Below are 15,514 nucleotides of genomic sequence, written 5' to 3'. Positions count from 1 at the left end.
CGTGCCCTTTAAACCCTTAGTCTCCGCAGGTATCGAAAACGTACTGAATGCCTTTCTCTATCGTGCGCCAGCGCTGAAAGTTGCGCGTCAGCGGCTAAACGGGAAGGTATTACGCATTGTTTTAAAAGAGTTCTCGACGCCGCTTGTGCTGGTCTTCAGCGAACGCCAGCTTGACGTTCTGGGGGCGTGGGAAGGTGACGCCGACTGCTCGGTCATCACGCACATGAGCGTCCTGCCAAAACTGCGCGATCGCCAGCAATTAACGGCACTTATCCGCAGCGGTGAGCTGGAAGTGGAAGGCGACATTCAGGTCGTGCAGAACTTCGTTGCGCTTACCGATCTGGCGGAGTTTGATCCGGCAGAGCTGCTCGCGCCGTTTATCGGTGACATTGCCGCGGAAGGCATCGGGAAGGTTCTTCATGGTGGCGCGTCCTTTGCGCGTAAAAGCCTGCTACGTCAGCAACGCTATGCGGCGGAAGTACTGACTGAAGAGTGGCGAATGGCCCCCGGACCGCTGGAAGTGGCATGGTTTGCGGAAGAAACCGCGGCTGTTGAACGTGCGGTTGATGCGTTAACCAAACGGCTGGAAAAACTGGAGGGCAAATGACGCCTGGTGAAATTCGGCGCCTCTACTTCATTATTCGTACCTTTTTGAGCTACGGGCTCGACGAGCTTATCCCTAAAATGCGTATCACGCTGCCGCTTCGTATCTGGCGGCGGATGCTGTTCTGGATGCCTAACCGCCATAAAGGTCAGCCGCTTGGCGAACGCCTGCGCCTGGCGCTGCAGGAGCTTGGCCCGGTATGGATTAAGTTCGGGCAGATGCTGTCGACCCGCCGCGATCTCTTTCCGCCGCACATTGCCGATGAACTGGCGATGCTGCAGGACCGTGTTGCCCCGTTTGACGGGGTGAGGGCGAAGAAACAGATCGAAGAGGCGATGGGTAATCTTCCCGTTGAAACCTGGTTTGACGATTTCGAAATAGAACCGCTGGCGTCGGCTTCTATTGCTCAGGTGCACACTGCGCGTCTGAAAGAAAACGGCAAAGAGGTGGTGATTAAGGTGATCCGCCCGGATATTCTGCCGATCATCAAAGCCGACATGAAGCTGATTTACCGTCTGGCCCGTTGGGTTCCGCGTTTATTACCTGATGGCCGCCGACTGCGCCCGATGGAAGTGGTGCGGGAATATGAAAAAACGCTGATTGATGAGCTTAACCTGCTGCGCGAATCGGCAAACGCTATTCAGCTGCGTCGCAACTTTGAAAACAGCCCGATGCTTTATGTCCCTGAAGTCTATTCTGACTACTGCAGCCAGAACATGATGGTGATGGAGCGTATCTACGGTATTCCGGTTTCGGATGTGGTGGCCCTGGAGAAGCAGGGAACGAACATGAAGCTGTTGGCCGAGCGTGGCGTGCAGGTCTTCTTCACCCAGGTGTTCCGCGACAGCTTTTTCCATGCGGACATGCACCCGGGCAATATCTTCGTGAGCTACGAGCACCCTGAGGATCCGAAGTATATCGGTATCGACTGCGGGATTGTGGGGTCGCTGAATAAAGAAGATAAACGGTATCTGGCCGAGAACTTCATCGCGTTCTTCAACCGCGACTACCGTAAGGTGGCCGAGCTGCACGTCGATTCCGGCTGGGTGCCGCCGGACACCAACGTCGAAGAGTTCGAGTTTGCGATCCGGACCGTTTGCGAACCGATTTTTGAAAAACCGCTGGCGGAAATCTCCTTCGGACATGTGCTGTTGAACCTGTTCAACACGGCTCGCCGCTTTAATATGGAAGTTCAGCCACAGCTAGTTTTACTTCAGAAAACACTACTTTACGTTGAGGGTGTAGGCCGACAGCTCTATCCTCAGTTAGACTTGTGGAAGACCGCGAAACCCTTCCTGGAATCCTGGATTAAGGATCAGGTTGGCATTCCGGCGCTGGTGCGCTCGCTAAAAGAGAAAGGCCCGTTCTGGATAGAAAAAATGCCTGAAATTCCTGAACTGGTTTATGACAGTTTGCGTCAGAGCAAGAACCTTCAGCACAGCATGGATAAAATCGCTCGCGAACTTCAGTCCAGCCGTGTTCGCCAGGGCCAGTCACGCTATCTCTTTGGGATTGGCGCAACGCTGCTGCTGAGCGGTACGCTGCTGCTGATCAACCGCCCGGAGTGGCAGATGATGCCCGCCTGGCTGATGGCCGCCGGGGTGGTTGTCTGGCTTGCCGGATGGCGAAAAACGCGCTGAGTTTGCGTCGCTATCGACAGGTCGCATACGTATAATGCGACCTGACTTATTAATCATCTATCCCTGAGGAACATGTATGGGTGGTATCAGTATCTGGCAATTGTTGATCATTGCCGTCATCGTCGTGCTGCTGTTTGGCACCAAAAAGCTCGGTTCTATTGGTTCCGATCTGGGCGCGTCTATCAAAGGCTTCAAAAAAGCGATGAGCGATGATGAGAGCAAGCAGGATAAAACCAGCCAGGACGCTGACTTTACTGCTAAATCCATCACCGACAAGCAAGAAGAAGCCAAAAAGGAAGACGCTAAACGCCACGATAAAGAGCAGGTGTAAGTCGTGTTCGACATTGGTTTTAGTGAGCTCCTGCTGGTCTTTGTGATTGGCCTGATCGTGCTGGGGCCTCAGCGTCTGCCGGTGGCGGTGAAAACCGTTGCGGGCTGGGTTCGTGCGCTGAGATCGCTGGCATCGACCGTTCAGAATGAACTGGCCCAGGAGCTTAAGCTGCAGGAATTTCAGGAAAGCCTGAAAAAGGTTGAGAAGGCGAGCATGGATAACCTGACGCCGGAACTGAAAGCGTCAATGGATGAGCTGCGCGAAGCGGCGGAATCCATGAAGCGCTCCTATAGCATCAACGATCCTGAAAAAGCGAGCGATGAAGCGAACACCATCCATAACCCGGTGGTGAAGGGCAGCGAAGAACAGCGTGAGGGCGTCACGCCTGCCAGCGCTGAACATCAGGCTGCTGCGCCTGAACAGACGCCTCAGGAAACCGAAGTGAAAAAGCAGGTGCAGCCGGAAAAGCCCGTGGTTAACGCTGCCGAGGCAAAACCCGCCGCGCCCGTTTCCGAATCATCCCCCTCGTCGAGTGATAAAGCGTAAACATGGCTGTAGATGATACTCAACCGCTGATTACGCACCTCATAGAGCTGCGTAAGCGTCTGTTAAACTGCATTATTGCGGTTCTCGTTATTTTTCTATGCCTGGTCTATTTCGCCAACGATATCTACCAGGTGGTTTCTGCGCCGCTGATCAAGCAGATGCCGCTGGGCGCAACGATGATTGCAACAGACGTTGCTTCTCCGTTCTTTACCCCTATCAAGCTGACCTTCTGGGTGTCGTTGATTGCCTCTGCGCCCGTGATTCTGTACCAGGTGTGGGCCTTTGTGGCGCCGGCACTGTATAAGCACGAACGCAAGCTGGTCATTCCGCTGCTGGTATCCAGTTCGCTGCTGTTCTATATCGGCATGGCGTTTGCCTATTTCGTTGTCTTCCCGCTGGCCTTCGGCTTCCTGACGCATACCGCGCCGGAAGGCGTCCAGGTGTCGACGGATATCGCCAGCTATCTTAGCTTTGTGATGGCGCTGTTTATGGCGTTTGGCGTGGCATTCGAAGTGCCGGTGGCCATTGTGCTGCTCTGCTGGGTAGGGGTAACCACGCCGGATGACCTGCGTAAGAAGCGTCCGTATATCCTGGTCGGCGCCTTCGTTGTCGGCATGCTGTTGACCCCGCCGGATGTATTCTCCCAGACGCTGCTGGCCATACCGATGTACTGCCTGTTTGAGGTCGGCGTCTTCTTCTCACGGTTCTACGTGGGTAAAGGGCGTCGGTCGGATGACGAAGACGATACCTCCGACAAGACCACTGAAGAGTAAAACCAGCCGCCCGTCAGGGCGGTTGTTATATGGGGATTCGCATGTTTGATATCGGACTCAACCTGACCAGCTCGCAGTTTGCGAAAGATCGTGATGAGGTGGTTGCGCGCGCGTTTGCCGCCGGGGTGAAAGGACTGCTGCTGACGGGCACCAACCTGCATGAGAGCGAGCAGGCGCAGCAGCTGGCGCAACGCTATGAACGCTGTTGGTCTACCGCTGGCGTGCATCCTCACGACAGCAGCCAGTGGACCCCGGAAAGCGGGGAAACCCTGCGCAGGCTGGCGAAGACACCAGAAGTGGTAGCGATTGGCGAATGCGGCCTCGATTTCAACCGTAACTTTTCCACGCCTGAAGAGCAGGAAAAGGCGTTCACTGCTCAGCTTGCGGTGGCGGCAGAGCTTGAAATGCCTGTATTTATGCACTGCCGCGACGCGCATGAGCGTTTCCTGACTCTGCTGGATCCGTGGCTCGAGAAACTGCCCGGCGCGGTGCTGCACTGTTTTACCGGCTCACGGCAGGAGGCGCTGGAGTGCCTGGAGCGCGGGCTTTATCTGGGGATTACCGGCTGGGTTTGCGATGAGCGCCGCGGGCTTGAGCTTCGGGAGCTGCTACCCGCGATCCCGGCTGACCGGTTGCTCCTTGAAACGGATGCGCCCTATCTGCTCCCGCGCGATATGCAACCCAAACCGGCATCGCGACGCAATGAGCCCGCTTATCTGGGGCACATAGTTGAGCGCGTCGCGACGTGGCGCGGAGAGGATCCGCACTGGCTTTCCGCACAGACGGATGACAACGTGCGTAATCTGTTTGGGATAAACGTTTAAAGTTTGCGGAAGTCGGTGTTTTTAACGCTCTGCAGCACCTGCTTGTTCAGCAGATTAAGCAACAGCATAGAGCGCGCTTCCCCGTCCGGCTCGGCAAAAATCGCCTGCAGGCCTTCGAAAGCCCCTTCGGTAATCACGACGCTATCGCCCGTGTAGGGCGTTTCCGGGTCGGTAAGGTCTTCGGGCTGCTGATAAATCGACAGCTGGTGGATGACCGATGAGGGAACCGTCGCGGGGTGGGCGCCAAAGCGAACAAAATGGCTGACGCCGCGCGTGGCGCTGATGGTGGTGGTGTGGATCACCTCCGGATCGAACTCCACGAACAGGTAGTTCGGGAATAACGGCTCGCTAACGGTTGTGCGCTTCCCGCGCTGCATTTTTTCAAGCGTGATCACGGGCGTCAGGCAATTGACTGACTGACGTTCAAGATGTTCCTGCGCGCGCTGAAGTTGCCCGCGTTTGCAATACAGTAAATACCAGGCCTGCATAATCACTCTTTCCCTTAGTTCGGGGCGCAAGCATATCAAAACCCTGGCGGGATCGCTAAGTTGATTATAATGGGCGAAAATGGGACAGAACGCATAACTTCACGCTAATTTAACAAAATTACAGCATCAAGCAGTCTTACGCCGTATAATGAAGCGCTTACAGAGAGGCCATGATTAACTGCATGAAATACCACGATCTCCGCGACTTCCTGACGCTGCTGGAAAAGCAGGGTGAACTCAAACGTATAACACTTCCTGTTGATCCTTATCTGGAGATGACAGAAATTGCTGACCGCACCCTGCGTGCCGGTGGCCCCGCATTACTGTTTGAAAATCCGAAAGGGTACGCCATGCCGGTGCTGTGCAACCTGTTTGGTACACCGCGTCGCGTCGCACTGGGGATGGGGCAGGAAGACGTCACGGCCCTGCGCGAAGTCGGTAAGCTGCTGGCCTTCCTGAAAGAGCCGGAGCCGCCGAAAGGCTTCCGCGATCTGTTCGACAAGCTGCCGCAGTTTAAGCAGGTGCTAAACATGCCCACCAAACGCCTGCGCGGCGCGCCCTGCCAGCAGAAGGTGCTGGAAGGCGATGCGGTTGATTTGACTAAAATCCCTATCATGCAGTGCTGGCCGGAAGATGCCGCGCCGCTGATCACCTGGGGACTGACCGTCACGCGCGGTCCGCACAAAGAGCGCCAGAATCTTGGTATTTACCGCCAGCAGTTGATTGGCAAGAATAAGCTCATCATGCGCTGGCTGTCGCATCGCGGCGGCGCGCTCGATTTCCAGGAGTGGTGTGCTGCGCGTCCGGGTGAACGTTTCCCGGTGTCTGTCGCGCTCGGCGCCGATCCGGCCACCATTCTCGGGGCCGTCACGCCCATACCGGATACGCTCTCGGAATATGCCTTTGCAGGCCTGCTGCGTGGAACGAAAACGGAAGTCGTGAAGTGTATCTCTAACGATCTCGAAGTTCCGGCCAGTGCAGAAATTGTGCTGGAAGGTTACATTGAGCAGGGTGAACTGGCGCCAGAAGGCCCTTACGGCGACCACACCGGCTATTACAACGAAGTGGATAACTTCCCGGTGTTTACCGTGACGCACATTACGCAGCGTGAAGATGCGATTTATCACTCCACGTATACCGGGCGTCCACCGGATGAACCGGCAGTACTGGGCGTGGCGCTAAATGAAGTGTTTGTGCCGATCTTGCAAAAGCAGTTCCCGGAAATTGTTGATTTTTATCTGCCGCCTGAAGGATGCTCGTATCGCCTGGCAGTGGTCACGATGAAGAAGCAGTATCCTGGTCACGCGAAACGCGTGATGATGGGCGTGTGGTCTTTCCTGCGCCAGTTTATGTATACCAAATTTGTTATTGTCTGCGATGATGACGTTAACGCCCGCGACTGGAATGACGTAATCTGGGCTATTACCACGCGAATGGACCCGGCGCGCGATACGGTGTTAGTCGAAAACACGCCGATAGATTACCTGGATTTTGCCTCGCCGGTTTCCGGCCTTGGCTCAAAAATGGGACTGGATGCCACAAATAAATGGCCTGGCGAAACCGATCGTGAATGGGGTCGCCCGATCAAAAAAGATCCTGCTGTGACCGCGCGCATTGATGCGATCTGGGACGAACTGGCCATAATGAATAACGGTAAACCCTGAGCTGACCGTTAAGCCCTATAGACTTCCCGACAGAGAGAGCGAATGACAACCTTAAGCTGTAAAGTGACCTCGGTAGATGCCATCACCGACACCGTATATCGCGTCCGTTTAGTGCCAGAAGCGCCATTCTCTTTCCGCGCGGGTCAGTATCTGATGGTCGTGATGGATGAGCGTGATAAGCGTCCTTTCTCTATGGCCTCAACGCCAGCGGAGCAGGAATTTATTGAGCTTCATATTGGTGCGTCAGAGCTTAACCTGTATGCGATGGCCGTCATGGACCGCATTCTGAAAGAGCGCGAGATAGTGGTGGATATTCCGCACGGCGAGGCATGGTTACGTGATGACGAAGACCGTCCACTGATCCTGATCGCTGGTGGTACAGGCTTCTCCTACGTGCGCTCTATTCTGTTGACCGCACTGGCGCGTAACCCGGAACGTGATATCACCATCTACTGGGGCGGCCGCGAAGAGAAGCACCTGTATGACCTGTCCGAACTCGAAGCGCTGAGCGTCACCCATCCTAACCTGCGCATTGAGCCGGTGGTTGAGCAGCCGGAAGAGGGCTGGCGCGGGCGTAGCGGTACGGTACTGACGGCAGTGCTGCAGGATCACGGTACGCTGGCAGGACATGACATCTATATTGCAGGGCGTTTCGAGATGGCGAAAATCGCCCGCGATCTGTTCTGTAACGAACGTGATGCGCGTGAAGACCGCCTGTTTGGCGATGCGTTTGCCTTCATTTAAATAAAAAAACCCGCCCCTGACAGGCGGGAAGAACGGCAACTAAACTGTTTCTCTTCGCCAGTGACACGACTGGCGGCGAGGTACCTCTCGTAGGCCGGGAAAGCGCAGCGCCTCCCGGTAAAAGCCCGATGGGGCGATGCTTATCGGGCCTACGTTATAGCCTTACACTCTCTCAAACACCGTCGCGATACCCTGACCCAGACCGATACACATCGTTGCCAGACCAAACTGGGCATCTTTGCGTTCCATCAGGTTGATCAGCGTCGTGCTGATACGCGCCCCGGAACAGCCCAGCGGGTGTCCGAGGGCGATCGCGCCGCCGTTGAGGTTAATCTTCTCGTCGATCTGCTCCATCAGCCCCAGATCTTTAATGCACGGCAGGATCTGCGCGGCGAACGCTTCGTTCATCTCAAACAGATCGATGTCGCTGGCGGTTAATCCCGCTTTTTTCAGCGCCAGCTTTGAAGCCGGAACCGGGCCGTAGCCCATGATCGACGGATCGCAGCCCACGACCGCCATCGAACGCACGCGGGCGCGAGGCGTTAACCCCAGCTCGCGGGCGCGACTTTCGCTCATCACCAGCATCGCGGCGGCGCCGTCGGACAGCGCCGACGAGGTCCCTGCCGTGACCGTACCGGTGACGGGGTCAAACGCCGGACGCAGGGTGGAAAGCGCTTCGACGGTGGTTTCCGGGCGAATGACTTCATCGTAGCTGAACTGCTTCAGAACGCCGTCTGCATCGTGGCCGCCGGTGGGGATGATCTCGTTCTTAAAGGCACCGGACTGCGTGGCGGCCCAGGCGCGAGCGTGAGAGCGCGCGGCAAAGGCATCCTGCATTTCGCGGCTGATGCCGTGCAGGCGGGAGAGCATCTCGGCGGTCAGGCCCATCATCCCCGCAGCTTTCGCCACGTTGCGGCTCATGCCGGGATGGAAGTCGACCCCGTGACTCATCGGGACGTGACCCATGTGCTCGACGCCGCCCACCAGGCAAGCCTGCGCATCGCCGGTCATGATCATGCGGGCCGCGTCGTGCAGCGCCTGCATTGACGAACCGCACAGGCGGTTGACGGTGACGGCCGGAACCGAATGCGGGATCTCCGCCAGCAGCGACGCGTTGCGGGCGATGTTGAAGCCCTGCTCCAGGGTCTGCTGCACGCAGCCCCAGTAGATATCGTCCAGCGCAGCCGGATCCAGCGCCGGGTTACGCGCCAGCAGGCTACGCATCAGGTGCGCGGAGAGGTCTTCCGCACGCACGTTACGGAACGCGCCGCCTTTTGAACGGCCCATTGGGGTGCGAATCGCATCAACAATGACAACCTTTTCCATTGTGACTCCTTAAGCCGTTTTCAGCTCGCCAACCGGACGGGCTGGCTCAACTGCGGGATAGTAGGGTTCGTTATGGCGCGCTTTGTTACGCAGCCCTTCCGGCACTTCATACAGCGGGCCGAGGTGCTGATACTGCTGAGCCATATCGAGATAGCGGGCGCTGCCGAGCGTGTCCAGCCAGCGGAACGCGCCGCCGTGGAACGGAGGGAAGCCGAGGCCATACACCAGCGCCATGTCGGCTTCTGCCGGGCTGGCGATAATGCCTTCTTCGAGGCAACGCACCACTTCGTTAATCATCGGGATCATCATCCGGGCGATGATTTCATCGTCGGTGAAGTCGCGTTTTGGCTGACTGACGTCGGCCAGCAGGCCATCCACCGCCGGATCTTCTTCTTTCTTCGGTTTGCCTTTGCTGTCTTCTTTATAGCGCCAGAAGCCCAGGCCGTTTTTCTGACCGAAGCGGTTAGCGTCGAACAGCGCGTCAATCGCGTCGCGATAGTCTTTCTGCATGCGCTGCGGGAAACCTGCCGCCATCACCGCCTGGGCGTGGTGGGCGGTATCAATGCCCACAACGTCCAGCAGATACGCCGGGCCCATCGGCCAGCCGAACTGTTTTTCCATCACTTTGTCGATTTTGCGGAAGTCCGCGCCGTCGCGCAGCAGCTGGCTAAAACCGGCGAAGTAAGGGAACAGCACGCGGTTGACGAAGAAGCCCGGGCAGTCGTTAACGACGATCGGCGTTTTGCCCATCTTGCTGGCCCATGCCACCACTTTAGCGATGGTGTCGTCAGAGGTTTTTTCCCCGCGGATCACTTCGACCAGCGGCATACGGTGTACCGGGTTGAAGAAGTGCATACCGCAGAAGTTTTCCGGACGCTTCAGCACGCTCGCCAGTTCGCTGATTGGAATGGTGGAGGTGTTAGAGGCCAGAACGGTACCCGGGCGAACCTTGTCTTCCGTTTCCGCCAGCACCGCTTTTTTCACTTTCGGGTTCTCGACGACGGCTTCGACCACCACGTCGACACGATCGAAACCGCTGTATTCCAGCACGGGCTGAATGGTGGAGATCACGCCTGCGAGCTTCAGTCCGTCAATTTTGCCGCGCTCAAGCTGTTTATTCAGCAGCTTGGCCGCTTCGGTCATGCCCAGCGTCAGGGATTTCTCGTTGATGTCTTTCATCACTACCGGCACGCCTTTCCAGGCAGACTGGTAGGCGATGCCGCCACCCATAATGCCCGCGCCGAGTACCGCCGCATGTTTTGGCGTCTCAACGTTTTTGGTCAGCTGTTTGGCTTTGCCTTTCACGAACTGATCGTTCAGGAAGATACCGACCAGCGCGCGAGCCTCATTGGTGTGCGCCAGCGGGACAAAGCTCTGATTTTCGAGCTTTAGCGCTTCATCGCGCCCGAAACGGGCAGCCGCTTCAATGGTTTTCACCGCCGTGATCGGCGCCGGGTAGTGTTTACCCGCCGTCTGCATCACCATGCCTTTGGCGATGGTGAAGCTCATGGTGGCTTCAATCTTGCTGAGTTTTAACGGTTCCAGCTTCGGCTGGCGTTTGGCCTTCCAGTCGAGCTCGCCGTTAATGGCCTGACGCAGAATGGCGAGTGCGCCTTCAATAAGCTTCTCCGGTTTCACGACGCCGTCGACCAGGCCAATTTTCTGCGCCTGTTCGGCGCCGACGTCTTTACCCGCGGCAATGATCTCCAGCGCGCTGTCGGCGCCCAGCATGCGCGGCATACGGACGGAGCCGCCAAAGCCCGGCATAATGCCCAGCTTGGTTTCCGGCAGGCCGATGCGCAGATCCGGCGTCGCCAGGCGGTAGTCGGTCGCCAGCACGCACTCACAGCCGCCGCCCAGCGCGTAGCCGTTAACGGCGGAAATGGTCGGGACAGGCAGATCTTCCAGACGATTAAAGACGCTATTGGCAAAGTGCAGCCACTGGCTCAGCTGTTCTTCCGGCACCAGGAAGAGCGAAAGGAATTCGGTGATATCGGCACCGACGATAAAGGCCGCTTTGTTCGAGCGCAGCAGCAGCCCTTTTAATTCAGTTTGTTTTTCCAGAACATCCAGCGCCTGGCCAAGACTGGCCACCGTCGCGGTATCAAGCTTATTGACTGAGCCGGGGGCATCGAACACGAGTTCGGCAATGCCATCTTCCAGCCAGTTGAGGTACAGGGTGTCGCCTTTGTAGAGCATGTCAGTCTCCTGAATCCAGCAAGTGGATCTGGTCATACCAGATGAGTCGGAGTGTGGGATTTATGTTAATAAAATGCAAATTACTCATTAAGAAATTGCTGCATTGATCACGGTCGGTGGAAATCACGCAGGCGGAGTGAGGTGTGCTAAGATGCGATGACTTGAGGTCAAAAAACGAAAGGAATAATGATGGACTCACTGGCTTCGCTTTATAAAAATCATATCGTTACCCTACAGGAACGTACCCGCGATGTACTGGCCCGCTTTAAGCTGGATGCGCTGCTGATCCACTCCGGCGAGCTGATGAATACCTTTCTGGATGACCACGCTTATCCGTTTAAGGTGAACCCACAGTTTAAGGCCTGGGTGCCGGTGACGCAGGTTCCCAACTGCTGGCTGCTGGTGGATGGTGTGAACAAGCCGAAACTGTGGTTCTACCTGCCGGTCGATTACTGGCACAACGTTGAGCCGCTGCCGACCTCTTTCTGGACGGAAGAAATTGAGGTCATTGCGCTGCCAAAAGCGGACGGCATTGGCGGCCAGCTGCCTGCCGCGCGTGGCAACATCGCTTATATTGGCCCTGTTCCGGAGCGTGCATTAAGCCTGGATATTGCGGCAGACAAGCTCAACCCGAAAGGGGTGCTGGATTACCTCCACTATTACCGCGCGTATAAAACCGACTACGAACTTTACTGCATGCGTGAAGCGCAAAAGACCGCGGTAAACGGTCACCGTGCGGCGCATGAAGCCTTCCAGTCCGGCATGAGCGAGTTCGACATCAACCAGGCGTATCTGACCGCCACCGGTCATCGCGATACCGACGTGCCGTACAGCAACATTGTCGCGCTCAACGAGCACGCGTCCGTCCTGCACTACACCAAACTGGATCACCAGGTTCCTTCAGAAATGCGCAGCTTCCTGCTGGACGCAGGGGCAGAGTACAACGGCTACGCGGCCGATCTGACCCGTACCTGGGCGGCAAATGCGGATACCGATTTTGCACAGCTGATCAAAGATGTGAACGATGAACAGCTGGCGCTGATTGGCACCATGAAGGCGGGAACCAGCTATGTGGACTACCACATCCAGTTCCATCAGCGCATTGCTAAACTGCTGCGTAAGCATCAGATTGTGAAAGACATGAGCGAAGAGGCGATGGTCGAGAACGATCTGACCGGGCCATTTATGCCGCACGGTATCGGCCACCCGCTGGGCCTGCAGGTGCACGACGTTGCGGGCTTTATGCAGGATGATACCGGTACGCACCTGGCGGCACCGTCTAAATATCCTTACCTGCGCTGCACCCGTATTCTGGAGCCGCGCATGGTGTTGACGATTGAACCGGGGATCTACTTTATCGAATCCCTGCTGGCGCCGTGGCGTGAAGGCCAGTTCAGCAAGCACTTCAACTGGGCAAAAATTGACGCGTTGAAGCCGTTTGGCGGCATTCGTATCGAAGATAACGTGGTGATTCACGAAAACGGTATCGAGAATATGACGCGAGACCTGAAGCTGGCCTGATGGAAAGCTGGCTGATACCGGCTGAACCGGTCACCTTTGTTGAGGAAATCAAGAAAAGCCGCTTTATTACGCTGCTGGCGCATACCGACGGCGTAGAGGCGGCAAAAGCGTTTGTCGAGTCCGTCCGGGCTGAGCATCCTGACGCCCGTCACCACTGCGTGGCGTGGGTAGCAGGGCCGCCGGACGATTCGCAGCAGCTGGGGTTTTCCGATGACGGTGAACCGGCGGGCACGGCCGGTAAACCCATGCTCTCGCAGCTGATGGGTAGCAGCGTGGGTGAAATTACCGCCGTGGTGGTGCGCTACTACGGCGGCATCCTGTTAGGTACGGGTGGGCTGGTAAAAGCGTATGGCGGCGGCGTTCAGCAGGCACTGAATATCCTGAAGACCACCCGCAAAACGCCTCTCACCGAATATACTTTGTTATGCGATTACGCCCAGCTCTCGGGTATTGAAGCGCTGCTGAGGCAGTTTAACGGTGTCATCGCACACAGTGAATATCAGGCGATGGTGCAATTACGCGTGGCGCTTCCTCAGGCGGAACTGGCTGCTTTTTCAGCAAAACTGGCTGATTTTAGTCGTGGTTCGTTGCAATTGCTGCCGATTGAAGAATAATCCCCACCTCACTTTTGAATACCAAAGGAAGCGGCAGAGATGCATTTTCGTGCCATAACCCGAATCGTTGGACTGCTGGTCATACTCTTTTCCGGGACGATGATTATCCCTGGACTGGTGGCGCTTATCTACCGGGACGGGGCGGGGCGGGCATTTACCCAGACCTTCTTTGTCGCGCTGGCGATCGGCTCCCTGCTGTGGTGGCCGAACCGTCGTCAGAAAGGTGAGCTGAAATCTCGCGAAGGCTTTCTGATTGTGGTCCTGTTCTGGACGGTGCTGGGGAGCGTCGGTTCTCTGCCCTTTATCTTCTCTGAACAGCCTAACCTGAGCATCACGGATGCCTTCTTTGAATCCTTCTCCGGCTTAACGACGACCGGGGCCACGACGCTGGTGGGGCTGGATTCGCTGCCGCATGCGATTCTCTTTTATCGCCAGATGCTGCAGTGGTTCGGCGGTATGGGGATCATCGTCCTGGCGGTGGCCATCCTGCCGATTCTGGGCGTCGGGGGGATGCAGCTCTATCGCGCCGAAATGCCAGGACCGCTGAAGGATAACAAGATGCGGCCGCGTATTGCCGAGACGGCGAAAACCCTGTGGCTGATTTATGTCTTGCTGACGGTAGCCTGTGCGCTGGCGCTATGGTTTGCCGGGATGCCTGCGTTTGATGCTATCGGACACAGTTTTGCGACGATTGCCATCGGCGGGTTCTCCACCCACGATGCCAGCGTGGGCTATTTCGACAGCCCAACGATTAACACTATCATTGCCATTTTCCTGCTGATCTCCGGCTGTAACTACGGCCTGCACTTCTCTTTACTGAGCGGGCGCAGCCTGAAGGTGTACTGGCGTGACCCTGAGTTCCGCATGTTCATTGGGGTCCAGCTGACGCTGGTGATCATCTGTACGCTGGTGCTGTGGTTCCATGATGTCTATAACTCCGCGTTGACCACGCTAAACCAGGCCTTCTTCCAGGTGGTGTCGATGGCGACGACCGCCGGGTTTACCACGGACAGCATCGCCCGTTGGCCGCTGTTCCTGCCGGTGCTTCTGCTCTGTTCCGCGTTTATCGGCGGCTGTGCGGGGTCGACGGGCGGTGGTCTGAAGGTGATCCGTATTCTGCTGCTGTTCAAGCAGGGCAACCGTGAGCTGAAGCGTCTGGTCCACCCCAATGCGGTCTACAGCATCAAGCTGGGGAACCGCGCGCTGCCGGAACGTATCCTCGAAGCGGTGTGGGGATTCTTCTCGGCGTATGCACTGGTCTTTATCGTCAGTATGCTGGCGATTATCGCGACGGGTGTGGATGATTTCTCCGCCTTTGCGTCCGTCGTCGCAACATTGAATAACCTCGGGCCTGGCCTGGGCGTGGTGGCGGATAACTTTGCCAGTATGAACCCGGTCGCGAAATGGATCCTCATCGCCAATATGCTGTTTGGTCGTCTTGAGGTCTTTACGCTGCTGGTGCTGTTCACCCCTACATTCTGGCGCGAGTAAGGAGCCGTTGATGAAAACATTGATTCTTTTCTCTACGCGAGACGGACAAACGCGTGAGATTGCCGCATACCTTGCATCGGAATTAAAAGAGTTGGGTATTTACTCGGATGTGGTGAACCTGAACCGTGCGGAACAGATTGCCTGGCAGGATTACGACCGCGTGGTGATTGGTGCATCTATTCGTTACGGGCATTTCCATCCGGCGCTGGATCGCTTTGTGAAAAAGCACACGGCAGTACTCAACAAAATGCCAGGCGCGTTTTACTCGGTCAATCTGGTTGCGCGTAAAGCGGAGAAGCGCACGCCACAGACCAACAGCTACACGCGCAAGTTTTTACTCAGCTCTCCGTGGCAGCCAGACCTGTGCGCCGTTTTTGCCGGCGCGCTGCGCTACCCTCGCTACCGCTGGTATGACCGCTTTATGATCCGTCTAATTATGAAGATGACGGGGGGAGAAACCGATACGCGTAAAGAAGTGGTTTATACCGACTGGTCGCAGGTAGCCAGTTTTGCGCGGGAAATCGCACATTTAACGGGCGATTCGCGACTTAAATAAGCGTTAAGTTTGAAAAGTGAGCGAACGAAAAGTTTTTTGTATTTTGTGCTTGTCACTTCAGAATAACTCCCTATAATGCGCCTCCACTGACACGGAACAACGGCACACACGCCGCCGGGTCAGCAGAGAATAGCGAAAATAAACGCTTGACTCTGAAGCGGGAAAGCGTAATATGCACACCCCGCGCCGCAGC

Annotated in this window: 15 protein-coding genes; 12 read left to right on the top strand and 3 right to left on the bottom strand. The window is 56.5% G+C overall.

Features of this window, described 5'->3' with window-relative positions; genetic code table 11:
• Position 1 precedes the first annotated feature (1 nt).
• From ubiJ to tatD, 6 genes are all read left to right on the top strand, one after another.
• Positions 2-607 carry a ubiquinone biosynthesis protein UbiJ gene (gene ubiJ / locus AA74_RS0101300; protein WP_025910446.1) on the top strand — a complete coding sequence of 202 codons (606 nt, stop codon included), beginning with the start codon at positions 2-4 and terminating at the stop codon, positions 605-607.
• Complete coding sequence (gene ubiB / locus AA74_RS0101295; RefSeq protein WP_008501523.1) at positions 604-2,244, top strand: ubiquinone biosynthesis regulatory protein kinase UbiB; 1,641 nt, start codon at positions 604-606, stop codon at positions 2,242-2,244. Before ubiJ ends, ubiB begins: the two co-directional genes overlap by 4 nt.
• 76 nt (positions 2,245-2,320) lie before the next feature.
• Positions 2,321-2,575, top strand: coding sequence for a Sec-independent protein translocase subunit TatA (tatA, locus tag AA74_RS0101290; RefSeq protein WP_008501522.1), 255 nt, complete (start codon positions 2,321-2,323; stop codon positions 2,573-2,575).
• Between the two features lie 3 nt (positions 2,576-2,578).
• Positions 2,579-3,121 carry a Sec-independent protein translocase protein TatB gene (gene tatB, locus AA74_RS0101285; protein WP_008501521.1) on the top strand — a complete coding sequence of 181 codons (543 nt, stop codon included), beginning with the start codon at positions 2,579-2,581 and terminating at the stop codon, positions 3,119-3,121.
• A gap of 2 nt (positions 3,122-3,123) precedes the next feature.
• Positions 3,124-3,894, top strand: coding sequence for a Sec-independent protein translocase subunit TatC (tatC, locus tag AA74_RS0101280; protein WP_008501520.1), 771 nt, complete (start codon positions 3,124-3,126; stop codon positions 3,892-3,894).
• A 41-nt stretch (positions 3,895-3,935) separates the two neighbouring features.
• A complete protein-coding gene (gene tatD / locus AA74_RS0101275; RefSeq protein WP_023293559.1) occupies positions 3,936-4,718 on the top strand; it encodes a 3'-5' ssDNA/RNA exonuclease TatD in 783 nt (260 codons plus the stop codon).
• On the opposite strand, the gene rfaH is transcribed toward tatD, so the two are convergent.
• Entirely contained in the window at positions 4,715-5,206 is a 492-nt protein-coding gene (gene rfaH, locus AA74_RS0101270) for a transcription/translation regulatory transformer protein RfaH (protein ID WP_008501518.1), read from the bottom strand. The genes tatD and rfaH overlap by 4 nt on opposite strands.
• A 170-nt stretch (positions 5,207-5,376) precedes the next feature.
• Here rfaH and ubiD point away from each other — a divergent pair, with 170 nt between their 5' ends.
• Both ubiD and fre read left to right on the top strand, forming a co-directional pair.
• Complete coding sequence (gene ubiD / locus AA74_RS01000000121915) at positions 5,377-6,870, top strand: 4-hydroxy-3-polyprenylbenzoate decarboxylase (protein WP_032667209.1); 1,494 nt, start codon at positions 5,377-5,379, stop codon at positions 6,868-6,870.
• 42 nt (positions 6,871-6,912) lie between these two features.
• Positions 6,913-7,614 (top strand): NAD(P)H-flavin reductase, encoded by a 702-nt coding sequence (gene fre / locus AA74_RS0101260; RefSeq protein WP_021242862.1) that lies wholly within the window; start codon positions 6,913-6,915, stop codon positions 7,612-7,614.
• Between the two features lie 162 nt (positions 7,615-7,776).
• On the opposite strand, the gene fadA is transcribed toward fre, so the two are convergent.
• Positions 7,777-8,940, bottom strand: coding sequence for an acetyl-CoA C-acyltransferase FadA (gene fadA, locus AA74_RS0101255; RefSeq protein WP_008501515.1), 1,164 nt, complete (start codon positions 8,938-8,940; stop codon positions 7,777-7,779).
• A 9-nt stretch (positions 8,941-8,949) separates the two neighbouring features.
• A complete protein-coding gene (gene fadB / locus AA74_RS0101250; RefSeq protein ID WP_025910434.1) occupies positions 8,950-11,139 on the bottom strand; it encodes a fatty acid oxidation complex subunit alpha FadB in 2,190 nt (729 codons plus the stop codon).
• Positions 11,140-11,328: 189 nt separating this feature from the next.
• Here fadB and pepQ point away from each other — a divergent pair, with 189 nt between their 5' ends.
• Genes pepQ through hemG form a run of 4 tightly spaced genes read left to right on the top strand, consistent with a single transcriptional unit; the run spans position 11,329 to position 15,321 of the window.
• Positions 11,329-12,660, top strand: coding sequence for a Xaa-Pro dipeptidase (gene pepQ / locus AA74_RS0101245; protein WP_008501513.1), 1,332 nt, complete (start codon positions 11,329-11,331; stop codon positions 12,658-12,660).
• Positions 12,660-13,274: an IMPACT family protein gene (locus tag AA74_RS0101240; protein WP_023345076.1), complete on the top strand. Its 615-nt coding sequence runs from the start codon at positions 12,660-12,662 to the stop codon at positions 13,272-13,274. Before pepQ ends, AA74_RS0101240 begins: the two co-directional genes overlap by 1 nt.
• Positions 13,275-13,313: 39 nt before the next feature.
• Positions 13,314-14,765, top strand: a complete 1,452-nt coding sequence (gene trkH / locus AA74_RS0101235) for a Trk system potassium transporter TrkH (RefSeq protein WP_008501511.1) — start codon at positions 13,314-13,316, stop codon at positions 14,763-14,765.
• A 10-nt stretch (positions 14,766-14,775) separates the two neighbouring features.
• The gene (gene hemG / locus AA74_RS0101230; RefSeq protein ID WP_008501510.1) at positions 14,776-15,321 is read left to right on the top strand and encodes a menaquinone-dependent protoporphyrinogen IX dehydrogenase; all 546 of its coding nucleotides are present in this window, start codon (positions 14,776-14,778) and stop codon (positions 15,319-15,321) included.
• The last annotated feature ends 193 nt before the right edge of the window (positions 15,322-15,514 follow it).

Origin of the sequence: Enterobacter sp. 5-4 (assembly GCF_000612205.1) — a bacterium.
Classification (GTDB): Bacteria; Pseudomonadota; Gammaproteobacteria; order Enterobacterales; family Enterobacteriaceae; genus Enterobacter; species Enterobacter roggenkampii.
This window is presented reverse-complemented; position numbering and strand designations above follow the sequence as displayed.

Excerpts from the sequence above, each read along its gene's own strand:
- rfaH (WP_008501518.1), bottom strand. The coding sequence starts at position 5,206 with ATGCAGGCCTGGTATTTACTGTATTGCAAACGCGGGCAACTTCAGCGC.
- hemG (WP_008501510.1), top strand. The coding sequence starts at position 14,776 with ATGAAAACATTGATTCTTTTCTCTACGCGAGACGGACAAACGCGTGAG.
- fadB (WP_025910434.1), bottom strand. The coding sequence starts at position 11,139 with ATGCTCTACAAAGGCGACACCCTGTACCTCAACTGGCTGGAAGATGGC.
- fre (WP_021242862.1), top strand. The coding sequence starts at position 6,913 with ATGACAACCTTAAGCTGTAAAGTGACCTCGGTAGATGCCATCACCGAC.
- trkH (WP_008501511.1), top strand. The coding sequence starts at position 13,314 with ATGCATTTTCGTGCCATAACCCGAATCGTTGGACTGCTGGTCATACTC.
- AA74_RS0101240 (WP_023345076.1), top strand. The coding sequence starts at position 12,660 with ATGGAAAGCTGGCTGATACCGGCTGAACCGGTCACCTTTGTTGAGGAA.
- fadA (WP_008501515.1), bottom strand. The coding sequence starts at position 8,940 with ATGGAAAAGGTTGTCATTGTTGATGCGATTCGCACCCCAATGGGCCGT.
- ubiD (WP_032667209.1), top strand. The coding sequence starts at position 5,377 with ATGATTAACTGCATGAAATACCACGATCTCCGCGACTTCCTGACGCTG.
- tatD (WP_023293559.1), top strand. The coding sequence starts at position 3,936 with ATGTTTGATATCGGACTCAACCTGACCAGCTCGCAGTTTGCGAAAGAT.
- tatC (WP_008501520.1), top strand. The coding sequence starts at position 3,124 with ATGGCTGTAGATGATACTCAACCGCTGATTACGCACCTCATAGAGCTG.
- ubiB (WP_008501523.1), top strand. The coding sequence starts at position 604 with ATGACGCCTGGTGAAATTCGGCGCCTCTACTTCATTATTCGTACCTTT.
- tatA (WP_008501522.1), top strand. The coding sequence starts at position 2,321 with ATGGGTGGTATCAGTATCTGGCAATTGTTGATCATTGCCGTCATCGTC.
- pepQ (WP_008501513.1), top strand. The coding sequence starts at position 11,329 with ATGGACTCACTGGCTTCGCTTTATAAAAATCATATCGTTACCCTACAG.